The 18920-nt window shown below is 46.8% G+C and carries 15 protein-coding genes; 2 read left to right on the top strand and 13 right to left on the bottom strand.

Going from position 1 to position 18920, the window contains the following annotated elements; all coding sequences use genetic code 11:
• Positions 1-18: 18 nt before the first annotated feature.
• Both drmD and NDI48_30415 read right to left on the bottom strand, forming a co-directional pair.
• Positions 19-3246 (bottom strand): DISARM system SNF2-like helicase DrmD, encoded by a 3228-nt coding sequence (drmD, locus tag NDI48_30420; protein ID MEP0835483.1) that lies wholly within the window; start codon positions 3244-3246, stop codon positions 19-21.
• Positions 3243-3494: a helix-turn-helix transcriptional regulator gene (locus NDI48_30415; protein ID MEP0835482.1), complete on the bottom strand. Its 252-nt coding sequence runs from the start codon at positions 3492-3494 to the stop codon at positions 3243-3245. The genes drmD and NDI48_30415 overlap by 4 nt, the downstream gene beginning before the upstream one ends.
• Positions 3495-4222: 728 nt before the next feature.
• On the opposite strand from NDI48_30415, the gene NDI48_30410 reads away from it, so the two are divergent.
• Positions 4223-6178, top strand: coding sequence for a DUF4157 domain-containing protein (locus NDI48_30410; protein ID MEP0835481.1), 1956 nt, complete (start codon positions 4223-4225; stop codon positions 6176-6178).
• A 465-nt stretch (positions 6179-6643) separates the two neighbouring features.
• Here the strand turns inward: NDI48_30410 and NDI48_30405 are convergent, their stop codons facing one another.
• Genes NDI48_30405 through NDI48_30370 form a run of 8 tightly spaced genes read right to left on the bottom strand, consistent with a single transcriptional unit; the run spans position 6644 to position 14054 of the window.
• The gene (locus NDI48_30405; protein MEP0835480.1) at positions 6644-8068 is read right to left on the bottom strand and encodes a deoxyguanosinetriphosphate triphosphohydrolase; all 1425 of its coding nucleotides are present in this window, start codon (positions 8066-8068) and stop codon (positions 6644-6646) included.
• Positions 8069-8103: 35 nt separating this feature from the next.
• The gene (locus NDI48_30400; protein ID MEP0835479.1) at positions 8104-8655 is read right to left on the bottom strand and encodes a dephospho-CoA kinase; all 552 of its coding nucleotides are present in this window, start codon (positions 8653-8655) and stop codon (positions 8104-8106) included.
• Positions 8652-9140 (bottom strand): ASCH domain-containing protein, encoded by a 489-nt coding sequence (locus NDI48_30395; GenBank protein MEP0835478.1) that lies wholly within the window; start codon positions 9138-9140, stop codon positions 8652-8654. Before NDI48_30395 ends, NDI48_30400 begins: the two co-directional genes overlap by 4 nt.
• A gap of 16 nt (positions 9141-9156) precedes the next feature.
• A complete protein-coding gene (locus NDI48_30390; protein MEP0835477.1) occupies positions 9157-10458 on the bottom strand; it encodes a hypothetical protein in 1302 nt (433 codons plus the stop codon).
• Between the two features lie 2 nt (positions 10459-10460).
• Positions 10461-11468: a radical SAM protein gene (locus NDI48_30385; protein MEP0835476.1), complete on the bottom strand. Its 1008-nt coding sequence runs from the start codon at positions 11466-11468 to the stop codon at positions 10461-10463.
• 20 nt (positions 11469-11488) lie between these two features.
• Positions 11489-12142 carry a DUF4186 domain-containing protein gene (locus NDI48_30380; protein ID MEP0835475.1) on the bottom strand — a complete coding sequence of 218 codons (654 nt, stop codon included), beginning with the start codon at positions 12140-12142 and terminating at the stop codon, positions 11489-11491.
• Between the two features lie 8 nt (positions 12143-12150).
• Entirely contained in the window at positions 12151-13614 is a 1464-nt protein-coding gene (locus NDI48_30375; protein MEP0835474.1) for a helix-turn-helix domain-containing protein, read from the bottom strand.
• Positions 13611-14054, bottom strand: a complete 444-nt coding sequence (locus NDI48_30370; GenBank protein ID MEP0835473.1) for a hypothetical protein — start codon at positions 14052-14054, stop codon at positions 13611-13613. The genes NDI48_30375 and NDI48_30370 overlap by 4 nt, the downstream gene beginning before the upstream one ends.
• 585 nt (positions 14055-14639) lie before the next feature.
• Between NDI48_30370 and NDI48_30365 the strand changes: the two genes are divergently transcribed.
• A complete protein-coding gene (locus NDI48_30365; GenBank protein MEP0835472.1) occupies positions 14640-15326 on the top strand; it encodes a GIY-YIG nuclease family protein in 687 nt (228 codons plus the stop codon).
• Positions 15327-15553: 227 nt separating this feature from the next.
• Here NDI48_30365 and NDI48_30360 read toward each other — a convergent pair whose 3' ends face one another.
• The 3 genes from NDI48_30360 to NDI48_30350 form a co-directional block, all read right to left on the bottom strand.
• A complete protein-coding gene (locus NDI48_30360; GenBank protein MEP0835471.1) occupies positions 15554-17572 on the bottom strand; it encodes a hypothetical protein in 2019 nt (672 codons plus the stop codon).
• 69 nt (positions 17573-17641) lie between these two features.
• On the bottom strand, positions 17642-18442 hold the full coding sequence (locus tag NDI48_30355) for a hypothetical protein (GenBank protein ID MEP0835470.1): 801 nt from the start codon (positions 18440-18442) through the stop codon (positions 17642-17644).
• Between the two features lie 4 nt (positions 18443-18446).
• Positions 18447-18884 (bottom strand): hypothetical protein, encoded by a 438-nt coding sequence (locus tag NDI48_30350; GenBank protein ID MEP0835469.1) that lies wholly within the window; start codon positions 18882-18884, stop codon positions 18447-18449.
• Positions 18885-18920: the final 36 nt, after the last annotated feature.

The raw sequence follows: 18920 nt of genomic DNA, 5'->3' as shown, positions 1-18920 counted from the left end.
GTATTACCCTTGCGCCTACTAACCGGAAACCGGATATAGATACATCAATCCCACTGGCTCAACTCGTATTGCCTTAACTTGATACGTCGCTTCAATGCGTGCAGGTTCTTGCACCAACTCAATAGCCAATGCCTCAAGACGTTTGTGCCAATACCGTTGATCCGCAGATAACTGACGTTGTTCCTCTTCGGGGAATAAAGACAACTGGACAGCTTTCGTTTCCTCTTGACGTTGAAGAATGCGATCGCGCTGTGTCTCCAAAATTTTCCTCATCTCAACCGCTTCCTTCTCTCCTCGTGCGGTCAGTTTCTTTTTCGCCCGTTCTGCCAACACTTCAGCGCGATGATTCAGATGGGGAATGAGTTCCTCAATATCCTGAGCCGCCGCTTGCTTAAGACGATTCCTAATCGTATCCGCAACCTCTCGCAAACGGGGAGAAGCCAGGGATTTTTCCAGCAATTCCAAAACGTTCTCTTTTTCCCCTTCACCCAAAGGTCGCAGTTTTTTCCGCCCTCGGTTTATGGGGTCGATCCACTCAGCGGCGACGGCAATTACTTCATCATGCAACCGCGAAGCCCTCTCTCCATACAGGGACAGGCGACCTAAAGCGATTACTTTGGGAACTGGGTCATCGGTCAGACATACGCAAGCACGGGTTAATTCGTCGTGCAAAAACCCCTGAGCGAGAAAGCGTCCCAACAGGCGTTGCACGACCCGGTGTTCCAAATGCAGGTGTACCGCATCGCTATCGAGAGTACCGGGGTCGCGAAAAATAACCGGACGAATGGGAGCTTCCCTCCGCCATTCCCAAGGCTTTTGCCCCCTTTGTCTGGGTTTTCTCAGCGTATCAAGGGTAGCAGTCCAAGTCGGGTCTGCTCCTAAGCGCTGGTCGAGTGCTGGAATCTCCCACTGAGCTGTAGTCGGGTCTTTAGCCGCTTCATTGGCATCAATCGCCTTGAGCTGATTAGCTCCCAGGATTTCTAGCGAAGCCGATACTGCATCCCGAAAATGGCGATCGTCGAGTCCCAACCAGTCCCGCGAAGATTTCAGCATCTCTTGAAGCTGTTCGGTCTGCTGGACGAGTTCCTGTTTGCCCAGTCGAGTGTCTTCCAATTCTTCATTGATGACTTTAGTCTTGGATGTGGCTGCAAGATCGAGTTGGTTAACCTGCTCGATAGAAGCCGTCACTCCCTCGATTTCATTGTGACGGATGCCTTTGTCGAGCAACCTCGTTAGGTTTTTCTGCACTACTGGCGAAAGAGTGCCCAATTCTTTTTGAATGGTTGCCGTCTTTTTGACCAACACATCCAGTACGCGGTCTTCAGCCCGTTGCGGGAAAACAAAATAATGGCAGCGAACGATAGGCGATCGCTGGAGTTTGCGGTCGATGCGCCCGTTACGCTGCTCCATGCGGCTGGGATTCCAGGGTACATCAAAGTGAAACAAATCGGCACAGTGGTTTTGTAGATTCACCCCTTCCCGTGCCGCGTCAGTCGCAATCAGAATGCGGAGGGGATGCCGAGAGGGGTCAGCGTTAAAGGCTCGTTTGATTTCCTCACGGCGGTCTTCGCTGATGCCACCGTGGAAGACATCGATGCGATCGCGTTCTCGGTTGGAATTTGCGATCGCAGACTGAAGCTGCTGCTGAAGATATCGCTTAGTATCAGTATATTCGGTAAAAATCAGTACCCGCCGTTCTGTCCACGCCGCATCGGGTTGACCCAGATTAGGACACAGATTTTCACGAATCCATTTTATGAGCCTTGCAACGCGGGGGTCTTTCTGGTTGCGAACCCCATTAGCCACTTCGGTCATCTCTTCCAGAATTTTCAATTCGCGCTCCGTAAGACCATCTGCGGTAGCATACCCACTGGCAGCTTCCATTTGAGCGTCTTCTTCTGCCTGTACTTCCTCTTCAGAGAGTGCGGCGCGATCGTCATCAGAACCTGGCGACTCTGAAAGTAAGGGCAGATTCTCAAGACGAATTTTAGAACGCTTTGTGGCTTGCCGTTCTAAAGCCGTGCGATGTACTTTTAAGGTACGAGCAAATGCCTCAATCGAAGAAAGCAGACGCTTCTGGAGTGAGGTGATAACAAGCATTGCTGCCGCCTGTTTTGACCGAGATTCGTCCCTCAGACGCTCTTCACGCTCATCGCGGTACTCTTGCAACAGTCGAGATAACTTTAGCTCTGGTGCATCGTCTGGAAGGTCATCAATAACAATGGGAATGACTTGACGTTCGGGAAAGTCATCGCCAATCTCCCGCAAATCTCGCTTCAAGCGGCGCACCATGACTGTATCGAGAAGTTTGCGATCGCGCACGGGCACGCCTCGGCAAAAGCGCTGAGGGTCGAGGATTTCCAGTAGGGCGGCAAAGCTGTTGGAATGACCGTTGTGGGGAGTGGCAGAGAGAAACAGCTTGTGTTCAAAGCGAGGCGCTATCTCTCGAACCGTTCGCGTGAGCTGCGAATCAATGGCATACTTAGCACCACTTGCCGGAGCCGCGTTGTGAGCCTCGTCGAGGATTAACATAGACCCAGCGGAAAAGTCCCCAAGCCAATCCCGTAAGGGGGCCGCATAAGTCTCATCCCGCAGCAGGGCATGAGAAATAATAAAGCGAGTGTGAGTTGTCCAAGGGTTAATCCCATAACCGCGTTCTTGACGACGGGCAGCGACAAATTCGCGATCAAAAATCATGAAGGTGAGTCCGAAGCGGCTCTCCATTTCCTCTTGCCACTGTCGAACTACTGATGGTGGACAGGAGATAACAACGCGCCTGACTTTTTGCCGCATCAGCATCTCGCGCAGGATGAGTCCCGCCTCAATGGTTTTCCCCAAACCTACATCGTCAGCAATGAAAAGACCGACTCTAGGCATGAGCAGTGCCTTGCGAAGCGGTTCAAGCTGATAGGCTTTTACTTCAATACCAGCGCGGTAGGGAGCCTGGAAAAGCTTCGGCTCAGTTGAAGTGACGCAGTTCCAGCGCAGTGTATGAAGGTAGGCGGAAAAGAGGCGTGGCTGGTCAAAACCCCGATTAGCAATGGACTCCCATGAGGTTGCGCCTATATACTGAGCATCAACTTCCCTCTCCCAGAGAACCTCCAGTGCTTCTCCCAGAGCATCGTCATCGAGACAGGAAAGACGTACCAAGGTATCTTCGGTTGGAGAGGGTTTAGGCACCACGTCTTCCACGAGATACTGGCGCGAGCGAACACGAACAATTTGTCCGGCTTCAACGTTTGTCACCTTGCGCTACCTCCTCTCTCGCTTTCATAGCGTTCCAGCAAATCTGAACCGCTCTCTCCCATCTCCTTCACCATCACCTTAATCTGCTTCAGTATGATCGGCAAAGGCTTTGTCTTACCCCGCTCCCAGCGATTCACAGACTGAAACGACACCCCCAGAACTTGGGCAAACTCTACTTGAGTCAGCCCCAGGCGCTTCCGGATTTCCTTCACGAGTACGGCAGTTGATAACGGTTCGGTTACGGGCATGGCAAAGATGCCTCATAGGTTCTTCTAATTGAAGTTAACTCTAGAAACACCGCCTCGCACATGGTATATTCACGGAACTTTGCCAAAAAAAAATAAGAGAGTCACGTTTTGCGGCTCTCTCGGTTATCAGGGTGCATCTACTAACCTAATTATTACGCTTAGGGGTGAGGGGTGTCACCCCCTATTTGTGAAGTGTTGATGAAGGGTGAGTGTGCGATCGCCTTGAGAGGGGAAGTCGGTTTGTCCCTAAAAGACTGTTACTCACACCCCTAATTCCATCACCCCACCTTATGAATGATTCGCAACAAATCAGGGTAATTCTCAATAAGCCGATGATTTCAGTTTGTGATTGAGCGTAATTTTTTGGAATTAGCCCAATCAACGATATAGCGTCTATTCAGGCTATTCCCTACTTCCAGTAGTGTGAATTATCGGTATTAGGCTGACGTTAGGAGGTCAAAAATGATAAGGAAAGCTCATGTCCCTGACGTTTTCGTTATTTCTATTTATCGATGTCATTTGTAAGAGTGTTAATACTTATTGGATGTTGTGAACATACAATTGAGTCAAAGCTGACTCAGTTATATCAATAGTTAATTCATTGCAATCGAGTCTTCCGCTCACAGCGCATTTTGTGGCAAGCCTGATGAGCGGGAGTCGTGACGCCACTAGATTTTCTGGGGCATCTGATACCACTCGACTTACACTAGCAGAGGCAGGGGGTTAATATGGGATTCCAAAGAGCGCACTCATTTCAAGATCAGAGTTCTCGCCCCCCAAAGCCGACAACTCGGTTTGGCGTTCGCCCGTTTGAGACCCCGGTACAGTTGAGGCCGTTGGGACAGCCCACGCCAGAAGACATTGAGAATGAGCCGTTTGAGCAGAATAAGTTTGAGGAGCACAAGCTGGAACTCAAGGAGAAGTATGGCACCATCACGCCGGAGGAGCAAGAGCGGTTGGGGGGGGTGAACGCGGAGATGGCAGAGCTCTGGGGGCAGAAAAGGGAACAGGGAAAGCGGTTTGGTCATAACTTTGCCAATATTCCGGTTAATCCGCATGGGGAACATGATGCCCCACAACTACAGCTCATGTGGAGGACTGGGACACCAAGGGTGCCGCTTCTGGAACAGCGATCGCTCTTTAACTTTGAGCAACAGTCGTTAGCATCGCCGCTCCAGGCCAAGTTGACCATTGGGCAGCCAGGAGACGAGTACGAACAGGAAGCAGATCGGGTTGCCTCCCAGGTGGTAGAACAGATTCATGCCCCCACAACCGCCCAGTCAAATCAAGGACAGTCGGTACAGCGTCAGGAAGAAAATCAAGAGGAAGTACAGGCGAAACCAGAGATTACCGCTCTCCAACGGCAGGAAGAAAAGCCAGAGGGATTTCAGACTAAGCCAATCCTTCAACGTCGAGAAGTGAGCGCGGGAGGGGAAGCATCAACGGATTTAGAATCTGCCATAAATAGTGCAAAAGGAAGTGGAAAGCCTTTAGAAGCAAGTCTGCAAGAGTCAATGGGGCAGGCGATGGGGGCGGATTTTAGTGAGGTGAGGGTACATACAGATGCTCAGTCTGACCAGTTGAATCAATCGATTCAAGCGAAAGCGTTTACGACGGGGCAGGATGTGTTCTTCCGGCAGGGGGCGTATGAGCCGGGGAGTCGCGGGGGGCAGGAGTTGATTGCCCATGAGCTGACTCATGTAGTGCAGCAGAAAGGGCATCTGAGTTCGGCACCCCCCATTCAGCGTTTAATAGAAAGCTATCAACCGGGTAAGCTGAGAAGCAACTACAAGGTGATGGCTGGCTTGAACCAACAGCAGATGGATAACATCCAAAACCTTCATGATGACTCTTCAAAAACCTACACTATCAATGAAGCGCGGCAGTTGGTTGGAGCAGCACCTCTGGATACAAGTACAGACACTTCTTATGTCCCTCCCTTCCCCTTCCGGTATAACCCAAACGGTGGCACTACTATGGAAATGGTCACAAGCGGGATGGGTGGATTAGTTCAGTATCCATCTGAGGGTATTCCTCATACAGAAGACACAAACAACCAGATGTCTTTTGCTGTTGGGCATGGCTATGGTGATCTTCCCACCGGCAGCAAGCGCAACATCACGCAAACCAAGGTGATGGATAACATTAGCCCGAATGAGGCAGCAAACAAATTAGGGTTTAAATGCCCCACCCCGTTATCGTGGGAATGGCTTCACTTGGTAGCTTTCAGCATTGGGCAGACGCACGTTGGCGATCTATCCCAAACATCACAAGACCTAATTCAAAGAACCAACCAGCCTCAACAAATCCGTGAAAACTTGGTACTAGGAACAGCAGCGGCAAATACAGAGATGCTCAGTTATGAGACAAAGATAAAGCGGCTGTTAACTAAAAACCAAGCGTGGAAACTGAATTTAGTTGCGATTGCTAGTAAGACAGACTTTACAGTCAACACCATCAGTATCCCGGTGGCAACCCGTATTTCCTATCATTTTTATTTTGAGACAGGTTCCAACACCTATACGCCCCCCGTTATTGTAGAATTTGATACCCAATCCCACGAGAAGCCAGCCACCAAATCTTTCGAGACGGTATGTAAGGAGCTAGACGACACACTTAAGAATCATGTGACATTGAAAGAGCCGCTTAAAGGAATTTCCACAGACGCGATGGACACTGTGTAACATTTTTTTTCGCAGTGTGATCACCAATCTTGTAGGGAGCGTTACTTCGTTAACGTACCAACCTCGACGAAAAAAGTAGCGTTCGCCCGTAGAGAGTTCTTTCTCGTTCAGGCGTTATTAGGCGTTTGTGTAGTAAACGTCCCAAAAACAACGCTTTTGGAAATATCTCTGCATTTGCCCACGCTTGAGTGAGCGGAGCGATAGCATAGGAAGAGAAGCCTTTAAAGGCACTGGGTAGGGTGGTCATCTGAGTAACATCAGTTGTGACCACCCTAAAAAATTGCTTGCAGTCCTGTAAGGAGCGTGGGTTTTGCCTCTCCCCCTGTCGGGTTTTTACGGGAATACGACATCTGCCTACTCTGAGAGCAATATGGCATTTCGTTTCAGCTTTGCTACCTTTCCCATAACTTGAATCAAAATTATACTCATGCTTAGAGGAAACCCCTCCAATCACCCTTTGCATCTTTATCTGCGAGGTAAAGAAATACCTTTAATTTGCCTAAATAATGTTACAGCATAAGAATCTGTCATTCCGGCGATATAATCAATAACCTTCAAGGCGTTCAAATATCTCCTACTACCAAGCTGTCCTTCAAAGAAGCTCTCAGACAATAATTTATTAACTTTTTCACCTTTCTTATTTCTTGGGTCTCTTGAACTGATATCATCATTAATTGCTGTCATAAATTCATCTAACAAAGCGGAAATGACATCATATCCTGCTATTTCTATTGAGAGAACTTCCTGACAGTTATAAACTTTTGCTTTTATTTCTTTTTTAATTTCCTTAATTTTATCCTCAACGGTGTGTAGTAAAGGCTTATCAAATTCACCAGTAAGTAACCCTTCTTCATTTTCAATAAACGTGTTTGTAGATACATCTATCAGCTTATTAATAGCTTTTCCACGTAGAAATCTTATATCTTCTCGCCTCTCAGATTGGCTATTCCCATTTTTTAAATCTTTTTCGTATTTGCTCCCGGCAATATTAAGCAACAGTTCTTTTGTCATTTGATAATCGATATAGCCCATATTAAAGCCATCCTCAAGATCCATGATTCGATAGCAGATATCATCAGCTGCTTCTACCAGGAAAGCTAGCGGATGTCTGCACCACCAAGCTGTGTCATTGTTTCCAAGCGGGATAAGTCCTGTTTTTTCTGCAACTTCTTTAAAAATCTCTTTCTCAGATTGGAAAAATCCGTATTTGTTACGTTTAGATTCTTCATATTTAACACTTTCTCTTTCTTGATTTTTTAATAAATCTTTATCCTTAACCAGAGATTCTCTGGGGTACTTAGTAAAAGTGGCAAGAGTAGCAAAAGTTAGCTGTAAGCTCTTACGTTTAGTTTGTCGTTCAGATGTTGTGAGAATTCTAAATCCTTGAGCATTCCCTTCAAACCATTCTAAATCCTCTTTTTCTCCTTCACTCATTGTCTCCAAATGCTGTTTTCCTGTTTCTGAATAAAACCAGGATTGTATAGCATTTTCACCAGAGTGACCAAAAGGAGGATTACCTATATCATGAGCAAGGCAAGCCGTTTGAACAAGTGCGCCAAAGCTTGCTTCATTTAAACCTTTTTCTATCAATTCTTTTAGATGCCCATCTCTATATTTTTTAATAATTTTATCTCCCACAATTCGGCCCAAGGATCTGCCTATGCAAGAAACTTCTAAACTATGTGTCAAGCGATTATGAACGTGGTCGTTATCTGTAACTGGAAAAACTTGTGTTTTATCTTTGAGCCTTCTCAAAGATTCCGAAAAAATAATTCTGTCAAAATCGCGCTCAAATTGACTACGCTCTTGTCGCGTTTCATCAGGATGTTGCTCATGTCCTTGACGCTCCTCACAGAGCAATTGATCCCATCGCATCTTCTGATGACCCATGATTAATCCCTGCTTCCAGTGAAAAACGTGGTTTCTTAGTTTTTAACACATTGTGATTGAAGCCAGCTAGTAACTTCTTTCGTTACCTCTTCGATTGAGCAAGTGCTATCAACAACCAAGTCAGCCATATTTTCCAAGTAACCTTTCACCTGCTGTTCAGTAGAATTCAGTTCTAGAAGCTGATAACTCGTAGGATTACTCTTTTCTCTCTCAAGTAACCGAACTGCTCGTACAGATTCATCAACCACTATGAAAATGAGATACAGATCCATCGGGGCAACCAGTTGACGTAATGTCGTGAGAACTTCTACATGACGGATGCCATCGATTACCAGTCGTTGTCCCGGTTGCCAATTGACTTGAGCCAATACTGCACGGCAGAATTGCTTCACATCATTCTCCACCAGTTCAGCACCAACAGTCTGTAAGACTTCCCGCAACTCCGGAAATCCTCTAAGCCGAGCAACAGACCTAACATAATCTCCAAAACTGACACGGGGCCAGTGAAGAGTTTCAGCTACTTTAGTGGAAAGTGTTGACTTGCCACTGGCGATACTGCCAGCAAAGGCGAGAACAATTGGTTTCATAAATTCCCAAGATCAAGTTGTAGTTGACCAGAACTTTCGTGCAGAACTACCCAACCTCGACGATCGCGTTTAGCAAACTTGATAGGTTCTATAGACTTTACGTGTCGGATTCGCATTAGGGTAGCAAATGATGCTGCCTCACGCTCCTCCCAAAAAATAGGATCTTGTGCACATAGAGCTACCGCAAAATCTTCCCTAATAGTTCGCCACGATTCAGGATCTAACTGATAAAACCAAGCATAAGCAACCTGACATACCCCAATAATGGGACCACTAGATTGTTTCAACAACACAACGTCACCTTTATCTACACGGTTGTAGGGAGCAAAACGACGTGTGGAAAATCTTGACTCCACTGTTTTCTTCCCATCCAAAATAAATTGGAGATATGGCTCTACCAAAATGGCTAAGTGAAGCGCGAAGGGAACTGATGCAGGTGATGTCAACTGCTTCAGATAACTTTCCCAGAAAGGATCGCCCTGCACAGCTGACCGTAGTTGATCAACCAGCGGCAAGAGAGAGGTTTGTATAGTTCCGCTGTTCCCCAAAGAGTAAATTCTCCTTTTGCTCTGTACTAACAAGGTTTATGATCTGATTGGTTGCGTGGGAGACAAGCTCGGTTTCCCTAGAGCTTAACGGGCGCTCCAGAGCCAAAGCTACCGCTTCGTAAGGCGATCGCCCCACTGCGACTGCCCGCAGAATTTGCTGAAGCACACCCCGCCCCTGACAAGCAAAGATGCGGTTCCCAGAAGTCCAAACATCAGCCAACCTCCGGCGCGAATCTCTCCGGCTCACTGATTGAAGCACATCTCTGGGTACAACGGATACCAGAGATGGGTCTGCAAAGCCTGATAGATTTGGCTGCCGGATACGCACCCTTACGCCAAGCAGCACTTCCTCAATCCATTCGTCTTCTTGTGGCACGGCTGCTGGGCGTGGGACTTCAGCCTGATGGGTACGCGAGAACACTGCTAGATTGCCACGTCGCCATTCTCTTGGAACTGTATGAACCCCTTCTGCCTTGAGTCCGTTGAGTTCAAATAAAGGTGTGACATAAGGCAAAGCCATCTTATCCAAACGGAGCAGGGTAAGACCGATTTTCTGTGTCCAGTCCAGCGTATTTATCCATTCCCGCTCAATACCAGGTCTGGTACCGAAGGGAGGCATACTAATTAAGATATATCCACCGATTTTGCAAAGTTGGCAAGCTGCCCAGAGAAAAGATTGAATATGCTCTGGATACCACGGTGGATCGAGAACAACAGCTTCTGCTGAGAGTTTTGGTAGTGGCTCCTTGATTACGTCGCACCGCACTACCTGCACGTTAGGTACGGCTTGAGTAAGACTCGCTGTTATCGTCGAGCTGGCTTCAAGCAATACTAGCTGGCGTGGGTAAGACTGTTCAATGCCCATCTGAAGTAAGCTAGGGGTACCGAGCAGTACAATCGTACTATATAAAGGAGTCAGTTCCTTGCACTCATTCAACAAAATTTCAACGGCCGCATCACTAAACCGCCAATCGTAGTCAAGGGGATGGGGAACAGGTAAGGAAATCTGGTGATATGAACGAGTTGACTGCTCTAATTTACTCTTCGCTGGTTTGACCAGCTCTTTCATGACTTCTGTGGAAATCCTCTGTGCAGATGCAAGTCGTTGGAGAGAGCTAAGGGCGATAGATGGATATACACCAGGCAGCAAGGTCAGTAATTGCTCAAATGTAGTGACACCAGACGCGAGCGCATCAAGCACCCAGCTGTCAACAGAATCTTCAAACATCTGTGCTTCAGTTTGAGTTATTTTCATAGTTATCTGCCTCCACAAAGAGGTATATCGGCAATGTTACAGGCTCGTTCTTCACTGGAATATCGGCGCTCTAGCTCTTGAAGCCAGGTTTCAATTGCAATTTGTTGATTCTGTAATGCTTCAGAGGTGGCATGGTTCAGACGTTCCTTGACTGGCGTGAACTCCTGAATCTGGAGCGGAACTGTCCGCAGTGGCAAGTTTTCATCAAGCATTTGGAGACGGTCAACGAAGCGACGCATATCGTCTGCTATTCCGACTCCCGATGGCGCTGTAAATGTGGCGTAGGCATATAAATCGATGCCTAACGTCAAAAGCTTTCTCATCAGCTCAAATTGCTGGTCAAAGAGAGCAGGTTCAGCACGAGTATTAAACGCAAACGACTCGGCGTTAAAACCCTTGAAGCAGCAAACGCGACCGTAGTTGGCATATGTAGCTATGAGTTCAATGTCCGTGTCAGAGAGAAATTGCCAGAAGTAATCGTTACTAAGATTGTCGTCTGACCAAAGGTAGACTTGGCGCTCAAGCCCACGGCTTTTTATCTCAGCCATCATCCAGGGCACCCATTCAGGAACGAGATCTGGCTGACCACCTGTTAGATCGATTATGGGTGGTGGATCAGGCTGGTCGAGATAGCGATCGACAAGAGTGACAGGACTCAACCACTCTGAGTAATCAGGGTTGGCGTTGAGCAACTCAAAGGGAACATAACAATACCAGCAACGCCAGTTGCAAGCAGCATTTTGGAAAACCTGCGCCCGAATCATATCTATTGATGGCAGACCAAGCACCTTGCAAGCTGGGTCGATAGGTAAGGGGTTTGGTGGCCAGCCAGACCCGCCAAAATTGCGCCGGAAGTGTCGGATACGCCCAATGCCACCACAGTTAGGAGATTCACTCAAATCCTTCTCCTGCTCAGTGTTCCGAAAGTTTGTGATTAAGAGACGCTTGCTACTTAGATCAACTGATGCTGCTCGATAGCGAGTTGATAATGCTTCTGTGTTGATTGCCATTGAAACTATTACCTACCCTACTACTCAGTAGACGAATTTTTTTTGGGTTGACGCCGTATCCGTGGAGTCTTCTGTGCTTGGTCTGTCAATTGCGGCAGCTTCTCTTCTATGTACAACATGACCAAGTCAGTGAGGTATGCGATTTCATCCTCAGTTAAATCTCTACCTTGAGGAATGTTATGCCAATACTCAACGCACTTACGGCAGCAGGAGGCTGTAGCGTGCTGAGCATAGTAGATGCTGTTACCGGAATATGGAGTTTGCTGACCATCTCGATATGGGCGCTTTTTGCCATCCAACATTTCATGCACTTCGCCGACATACTTTCTAAGTCTGTGGGTTGCAGCTTTACGAAGGTCGATCCGACCCTTGTTGAGAGCATGATTTACTGCCCCTTGGTCTTGGTTGATGTCAATGTGCCAAAAATGGTGTCGAATCTTTTCATGCTTGAGAGCTTCAAAAGTATGCTTTATATCGCCAATATCCCGTTTATGAACCCGCTCCCAATCAACTAGCTCTGTCTCACATTCACGGCATTTACCAAATTTATCAGTAGATTTTTTTGAGTTTGCTTGTAAAAAGCAGTGCAAGTCGTTTTTACAATCCGTACTTCTGCAAGTAACCTTGCTTTCAAGGGATTTAACTTTGTCTTTCAGTGATTGCTTCGCTGGCATAACTCCTCTCAATTGTTGATATCAGATAGTGCTCGTAACAGAAGATCTCGATCAACCTCATTGAGCCGATCAAAGTCGGCGTACTCCAGAAAAACGTCACGCGCAATCTTCCAAGGATTCTCTCCCCGAACTTGGAGATTGTTTGCTGTTCCCCACCAATTGTTGATATTTTTGTTATCCATAAGCGATAAGCAGAAAGCTACGTGATTGGCAAGTGCATCAACCGGAACATTCTCTTGCTTGGCAATTTTTGGAACAACCCCTTTGAGGCGTGCAACATTGTTTCCTGCTGCCTCTAGGCACATTTCAAACAGCTCGTATGCACGGCTTTCGAGTACAACATCAGCAGGAAATTCACTGGCGTCTAATTCTTCGTTGGACTCTCGGCGCTCTGGAGACATTACATCAGCTTCAATCACGGCACGATCGTCAAGCGATGGGTCTTGCGCTGCGTGATATAACTCATGCAAGAGATCGAAAAGCCAACGGGCTGGAAAGTCAGTTTGTTGTTTGAGAACAATCACATCGCGTCCCCCCACTCGCCAACAAGCACCATGAAAAGCACCTGAATCTTTTAATGGTAAGACTGGTATGCCTAAGCTCCAGACGTAGCGCAGTGCATTCTCAAAAGTTAGAGAGCCATACTTGGAGCGAATTTCCTCCCGAACCTGCGTTGGGTCTGTAGGAATTGGCTTCTTTGGTAAATTTAATGTAGCGTCCAGGACAAGGAGTGCCAGAAAGTGTGCGTAAACGGTGTAAGCACTGAGCCGTCGTTCATTAGCGTTAGCGTTGACTTTGAAGCGTGCCGAGCCTAGTGCGGCTGTGTTCAATTGCAGCGGTTTTGAACTAAAAATATCAGCCCATGACCAACCAAATACTCGTTTCAATGCTGTCGCTGTACGAAGAACAAAACTCCCAGCAGATTCTTCATTTTCTATCTGTGAATCCGTCGCGTGCAGTGAAGGCAAAAATCTTTTCAAAATCAGATCGTGAGCGAGACCTGCTTGATTCAATCGGTCGAGCAAATAAGCAGACGAGATTTTAGGTAAAAGAATGTCTTCACGTACCTGAATTCCGAGTGCTCGGCTCACTTCTACCAATCGAGAAAAGCTTGCGGAAGCATACTCCGTGTCTTCATAGCGTTGGATCTGTTGTTCCTTCAGCCCGAGGCGCTCTGCTAAATCCTTTTGGGTCAATCCTGCTGCAATACGTGCTTTGATGAGTGCGCGTGGCAATTCTTCCAGTGATTCCAGTTCAAGCACGGCATTCTGACCAGAGCGCAAAGCGTCATATTCTTCTAGCTGAACCCGCAGCTCTGCTAGTTGGCTTTCTAGAGCTTCTCTCTCCGCTTTTCGCAAGATGGGATTGATCTGCGAATGTTGATCTGGCCGCTCAGATAGCTGCGCCACAGCATCCGAGAATTTTTCGACTTGGGCTTTCGTTATGCGGTATTGCCGCTCATTCTTAATCATGACCATATCTCCCGCAGGTTCAGGGCAACAATACCTTTCGGGTTTCCTGTTGCCTTATCAATCTGAAAAAACTCTAAAAAAACGACTCCCGTGCTACTTTCGGTTACTTGTGCTGGGAAAAATTCACCGAAGTATTTAATCTTCTGGGCAAAGCGACCTTTGTCGAATTTCAGCAGTACTGGATCAAGTAGGTCTGAGTCCACTCCTGTGATGTCCCAGCAGATATCAAAGTCATTGGGGTGCTCCTTTTCCGTTACAAAGCTGCCGTCAACATAAGCCATTCCACAACCTGCCCTTCGCAGAACCTCCAGACCCGACTTCATCCCCAGAAGGAGGTGTTGTCGATGGAGCGTTGTACCGAATCGGTCGGCAAAGTTCTGCCAATTAGCCAAATGTATCCCTGGCGGTAGAAGACCATTTTGATTGAATGGCGGAATCATAACTCAATTATTACATTGTGTCGTTCTTAAGACAACACAATTTATATGTTGTGTTGCTTACCCGATGATAGCGCTCCTATTGTTTTGGCAGCAACACCCGATTCGGCAGGTTGCATCAATGATGCTCAAGAACCGTAAGCCTCTTTTTTCCATAAAGGGGTTAAACTGCGTACCAAAAAACGACCGATAGATGCTACATCGACCCAACATACCTTCAACTGGTCTTTTAGCTCCTGGCGGGTGTACCAAAAATCATCATTTTATCTATGTCCCTAAAATCTCCTTGCCTCAAATTTCGACACATGCTTAAAATTTTATAGCAATGTGATAACAAAATAATTTCTTAAGGTATCCCGACAGTCCCATATTGGGTTTGCCCAATCCTTAAAACCCCTTGACACGAGCTATAAGTCTCCTGATGAATCAGTCGCAGTAATAGATCATTGGTCAAAGGGTAAACATGGGGTAATTGGTTTCAACTTAAAGAAAGCGGAATCAAAAAAACATCCGTGTTTTTACGGTGGTGAACGAAAAAGGGGAATGCGACACTGAAAACAGAAAATTAGTTCCAGGATAGAAGACTAAATGACATTTAATATCGAAGACATTTGGCATGATGTTCCAGCGGTTAAGATTACTGATAGCCTTTCTCTTCCACCGGGAGTTTTTCGATTTAGTCTTTCTGATTTTGCCTATGTTTGGAAGGGTTTTCCTTCAATGAATTATTTAGAGAAATGTAACCGCCTTAAAAGAACATTTAATACTGACTATTTTGAGTCTCCTACTGTATTAACAGATGCTCTGAGTTTTGAAAAGCTTAGGAATACAGGCTATTCTGATCCATTAGTGGGAGATGGAAGCGGTTTTATTTATATTTATACTTTTGAAGATAACGTTCTCGCTGGAAAACATAGACAGGGTATGCTTTGGTGGGCAGTTGATCGCTATGACACGAAACTGAAAGTAGGACAGACTGGGCAAAATATTCTCAACAGAGTTGAACAGCAACTTGGTCTTAGAACTGCTGTTTCAGAACCACCGATTCTGCTAACTGCGCTTTGGACAAAGCAGGTAGCTTTATGTGAGCGAACCATTCATCAGCAACTCAGTAGCAAGAGGCTAACTGATAGTACGGGAAAAGCAGCAAAAGGTGGTGTTGAATGGTTTAAGGACATTCCTACATCAGTCATGCCAATCATCCTTTATTGGGTGAATAGTTATAGAAAAGAAGCTGAAATTATCCCGTCAACTGATAGTTTGTTGATGGTCTAAGAATCCTCTGTATCTTTATTTTATTCATTGTCCTGCCACCTTTTGTCTGTGATAACGTTCTTGGAACGCTTGTGGAACAGCAAAACAGGCTGCGGAACGCTAGGAACATTGATAATGCGCCAGTTCCAGCGTTCCTGGAACACCGAACAGAAACGGCGGAACAGCACGAAACAGGGTTTTTTAGAGCACCTCTCCTGTTCCTGGAACTGTTCCGCCGTGACTTCAAATCAGTCTTGAAGATAGTAACCTGTGATGTCGTTTCCTTTTATCCATTCCTTCTCCAGTTCGCGCAATTCCGCTTTTAGAGTATGCCTATCTGGAGAAGTGTCTTCCCACTTGCGAGACTTGCGAATGGATTCAAAAGAGATGGGATACTTAGTAGCTGACCTGATAATTTCCAAAAGCTTTTTCTGAACGTCTGTCAGGCTGGCTTCTGAACGTTGGGAAGTAGGGATTTGCCAAGTCTTCTCTAAATGCTCTATTGCTTGTTCCCAGTCTTCACGGTTTGATTCAGTTTTGGTAGTGGACTGGTTAGGTTTTGGGTTGGAGCAATTTTCGGGTTCAGTTAAGCGAGTGTTAGCATACTCCTCATACTCGCCTACGATATTCGGGAGAATTCCCAGAGTGTATTCTCCCGCATCCGAATTTGAGGTGAGAACGATAGGCTGCTGATGGAGAATTGAAAGTTCTTTGGCTTGTGGAAAAACGTCTTTCAACCGCCTCCTCTCGTCTTCATCCGCAATCAACTGAGCATTATTGATACTTTGGCTGATAACTTCATAATTCCCCTGCCGTTTCTCAGTATTCCTCAAAGCTAATATCATTAGAGTTATGGCAGCCCTACCGCTTTTAGAAGACAAAAATGTGAGGTCAGCTATATTTCCAGATTGCGTGCCAACGATAGCGGATACGTTTAACTCTCTTCCGTTGAACGAAATCTCAGATAAAATCGCATCTACAGCATCCCCGAATTTGACACTGTTTATCCTTCCCGACGCTTCTGGTAGCCCAACCTTTTTATCTTTAAGGACAGTATCAAATTGTTTTTGCTGCGAGACGTAATCATCCAGAATTAAGCGGACTGGATTGGCATCACAGTAAGCTTTGCGAGTTCCTTGAAACATTGAAGCTCGGTAGCGAAGTTCGGTAATGACCTCGACAAGAATCTCCCAACAAGAATCAGAATCTTGATTGAGAAGAGCGACTTTGGCACCGCCGAAGAAATCATTCTTCATCGCGATGGCATAAAGCCTGAGCGACTTACCAAACTTTTGGAGCATTCTGCCCAAGATGACTCCCTTAGCCGTCGTCTTACCGGCTCCAGGTGTGCCGAGGAAAATAATCGTGTAGTTTGTATAGGCTAGGTCTGATATGGCGCGATTCCCAACAGAGGTCAGCTCATCCAACGTGATGGATAGAGTTATTGGTACTTCATCCTTCCCAACCTGTAGGAGCTTTCCCAGGCTCTGCTCACCCTCCACCTCTGAAGAGGGAACATCAACCGCTCCTAATTTCGTGTTAGAGCCGATTTGTGGAGGGGGAGTTTGTGGATTCTCCTTCACCCTCTGCGGGTATCGCTCCTCTAGATTTCCCCACATATAAAGACTAGCTTTAGCTACATCTAATGCTCTCTCCCCTTCGGCCTGCTCTAACTGCCGGAATGCATCGATAACCCAGTTGGGTAAATGGTTGGTGTGCTGCCGCAGCTTGAGAATAAATAGTGCCAGTATGGGGTCTGAGGCATTGTTATCCAAGTGTTCGCCATTCATCACCGCTTCCACCGTATGTTCGTAAGCCGCGATAATATTTGCTGGGGTTAGTGCATCTGGCTGGAACTGTCCAGTACTCGCGGCTTGTTCTCTACGCTCTCGAAGAGATGTTGCCAACCATTTGATGAACTGTTCGAGGAGTACTGAACCTTTTAAAACTGAATATTCGGGCTTGAGGCGGTCGCGCATACTTCCCAACTCTTGCCACCGGAAAACCGAGCCTGCTATAGCCCCTGCAATTAGTAGGGATGGCACGCCAAAGGGGAAGAGAATAGGTAGGCCGAAAACTCCAGAAACTATCATTCCCGTCATCAACTTGTTTTGGTCTGACCGATATTCCTGGGCGAACTTTGACACGGCTTGATAAACTCGCTCTATAGCCGCATCGATTGGCATTTGCTTTGTTTCCACCAGGTAACGCAGAACAGTGTGACCATCCGGGTTGCCTGGTTCTAGGTTGGGTCTTAAATCATACATTTTCAATCCCTCCTGAAATATTGGGGCATCTTGAGGACGCCCCATAAATTTAGTGATTGGTCACAGGCATTAGTGCCGGTCTTTATCGGCTTTCTCTGCCGCAGACAGTGTGACGGCTTTGTAACCGCGATATAAAACTAGAGACAGTTCAACTCCCAGGACGGCTAAACCATTCCAAATGCAGTTAATCCAAAGTGGATTTCCCAGCCCGTCAATCCAGGGACGTGCTATATGCATCGCGTAAGCATCCACCAGATAGGCCAAAATCCCTGCTAGTGACAGCCAGCGGAGGATTGCCATTGTTTCCCCAGATGCCAGCTTGTAAGCTTTTTTGGTGGCCGGTTGGTTGTTGGAGGGGTTCTCAATCCGCTTGCGATTTTCCCGGTAAAGCAGGTTTTGGGCGGCATCTGGAAGATAAAGGTGGAACCGTCCAGAAAGTTCTAGTCCTTGAACGACGAACCAGATGGCCACTGCCCCAATTAGGGCAACAACCCCACCGGTTAGTTTGTCCAGCCAATTGATTAATGTGCCCAGGATAGGAAAACGAACAATCGAACTAACTACTCTCTCTCCAACTGGAGCTTCTACGGGTAGTGTTCTACCAAATTCATCAAGGCGGGTGGTAAAGACTTGGTTGAGTAAGTCGTAGTAGCCAGCCAAATTAATGGCGATACAGAACCCTGCAAAGATTAAGATTCCAAACTTAATGGTATTGGGGCTGAAAATGAAACCGAAAGTTTTGTCGCTTAAATCACCTAAGCGTTGATTTAACGGAATGTTATCTTCGTCGAAATCATCGTATAGGGGCGCACTTCGGGCGCTGGGTGGAAGGATGATTTGGGGGGATTGTTCTTTTTTGCCAAGTGCCATAAAGTTACTCCGATTTGGTTACGCCTCGTTCAATGAGGATTTTTTTCATTTCTTCTGAGGGCAGACGTTTGATGTCGTTAATGATGGGTTTACCTTCGCTGTTAAAGGCGATAATTCCGGTATTGCCAAACTGGTCGCAAACGGTGGTTCCGCTGGGTATGGGGCGGGTTTTGTGGATAACCAGTTTTCCTCCTTCGATGGAGGAGAAGTAAGCGGCTGAGCCGTCTGTAATCGGAAGTTCGGTCATGAGTACGAGACACCTTTTGGCTCGATTCATGGCTTCCTGTTGCTCGTAAGCTGCTGCTGTTTCTTCGGTACGAATAGCGTCTTTTCTTTCGGCTTCAGCTTGTAAGGAAGGTGAGCGAATAACGTAACCAGCTACTAAGGCCGCTACTTGCGCTCCAATTAGGTAGGTGGTTGCCTGACGGCTTGTAATTTGCATGAATTCCCTCCATGCCCCTAGCACTGCGCCAGGGGC

Source organism: Microcoleus sp. AS-A8 (genome assembly GCA_039962225.1).
In the GTDB taxonomy this organism is placed as follows: domain Bacteria; phylum Cyanobacteriota; class Cyanobacteriia; order Cyanobacteriales; family Coleofasciculaceae; genus Allocoleopsis.
Note: the sequence above shows the minus strand (reverse complement) of the source record. Positions and strands in the feature narration are given on the sequence as shown.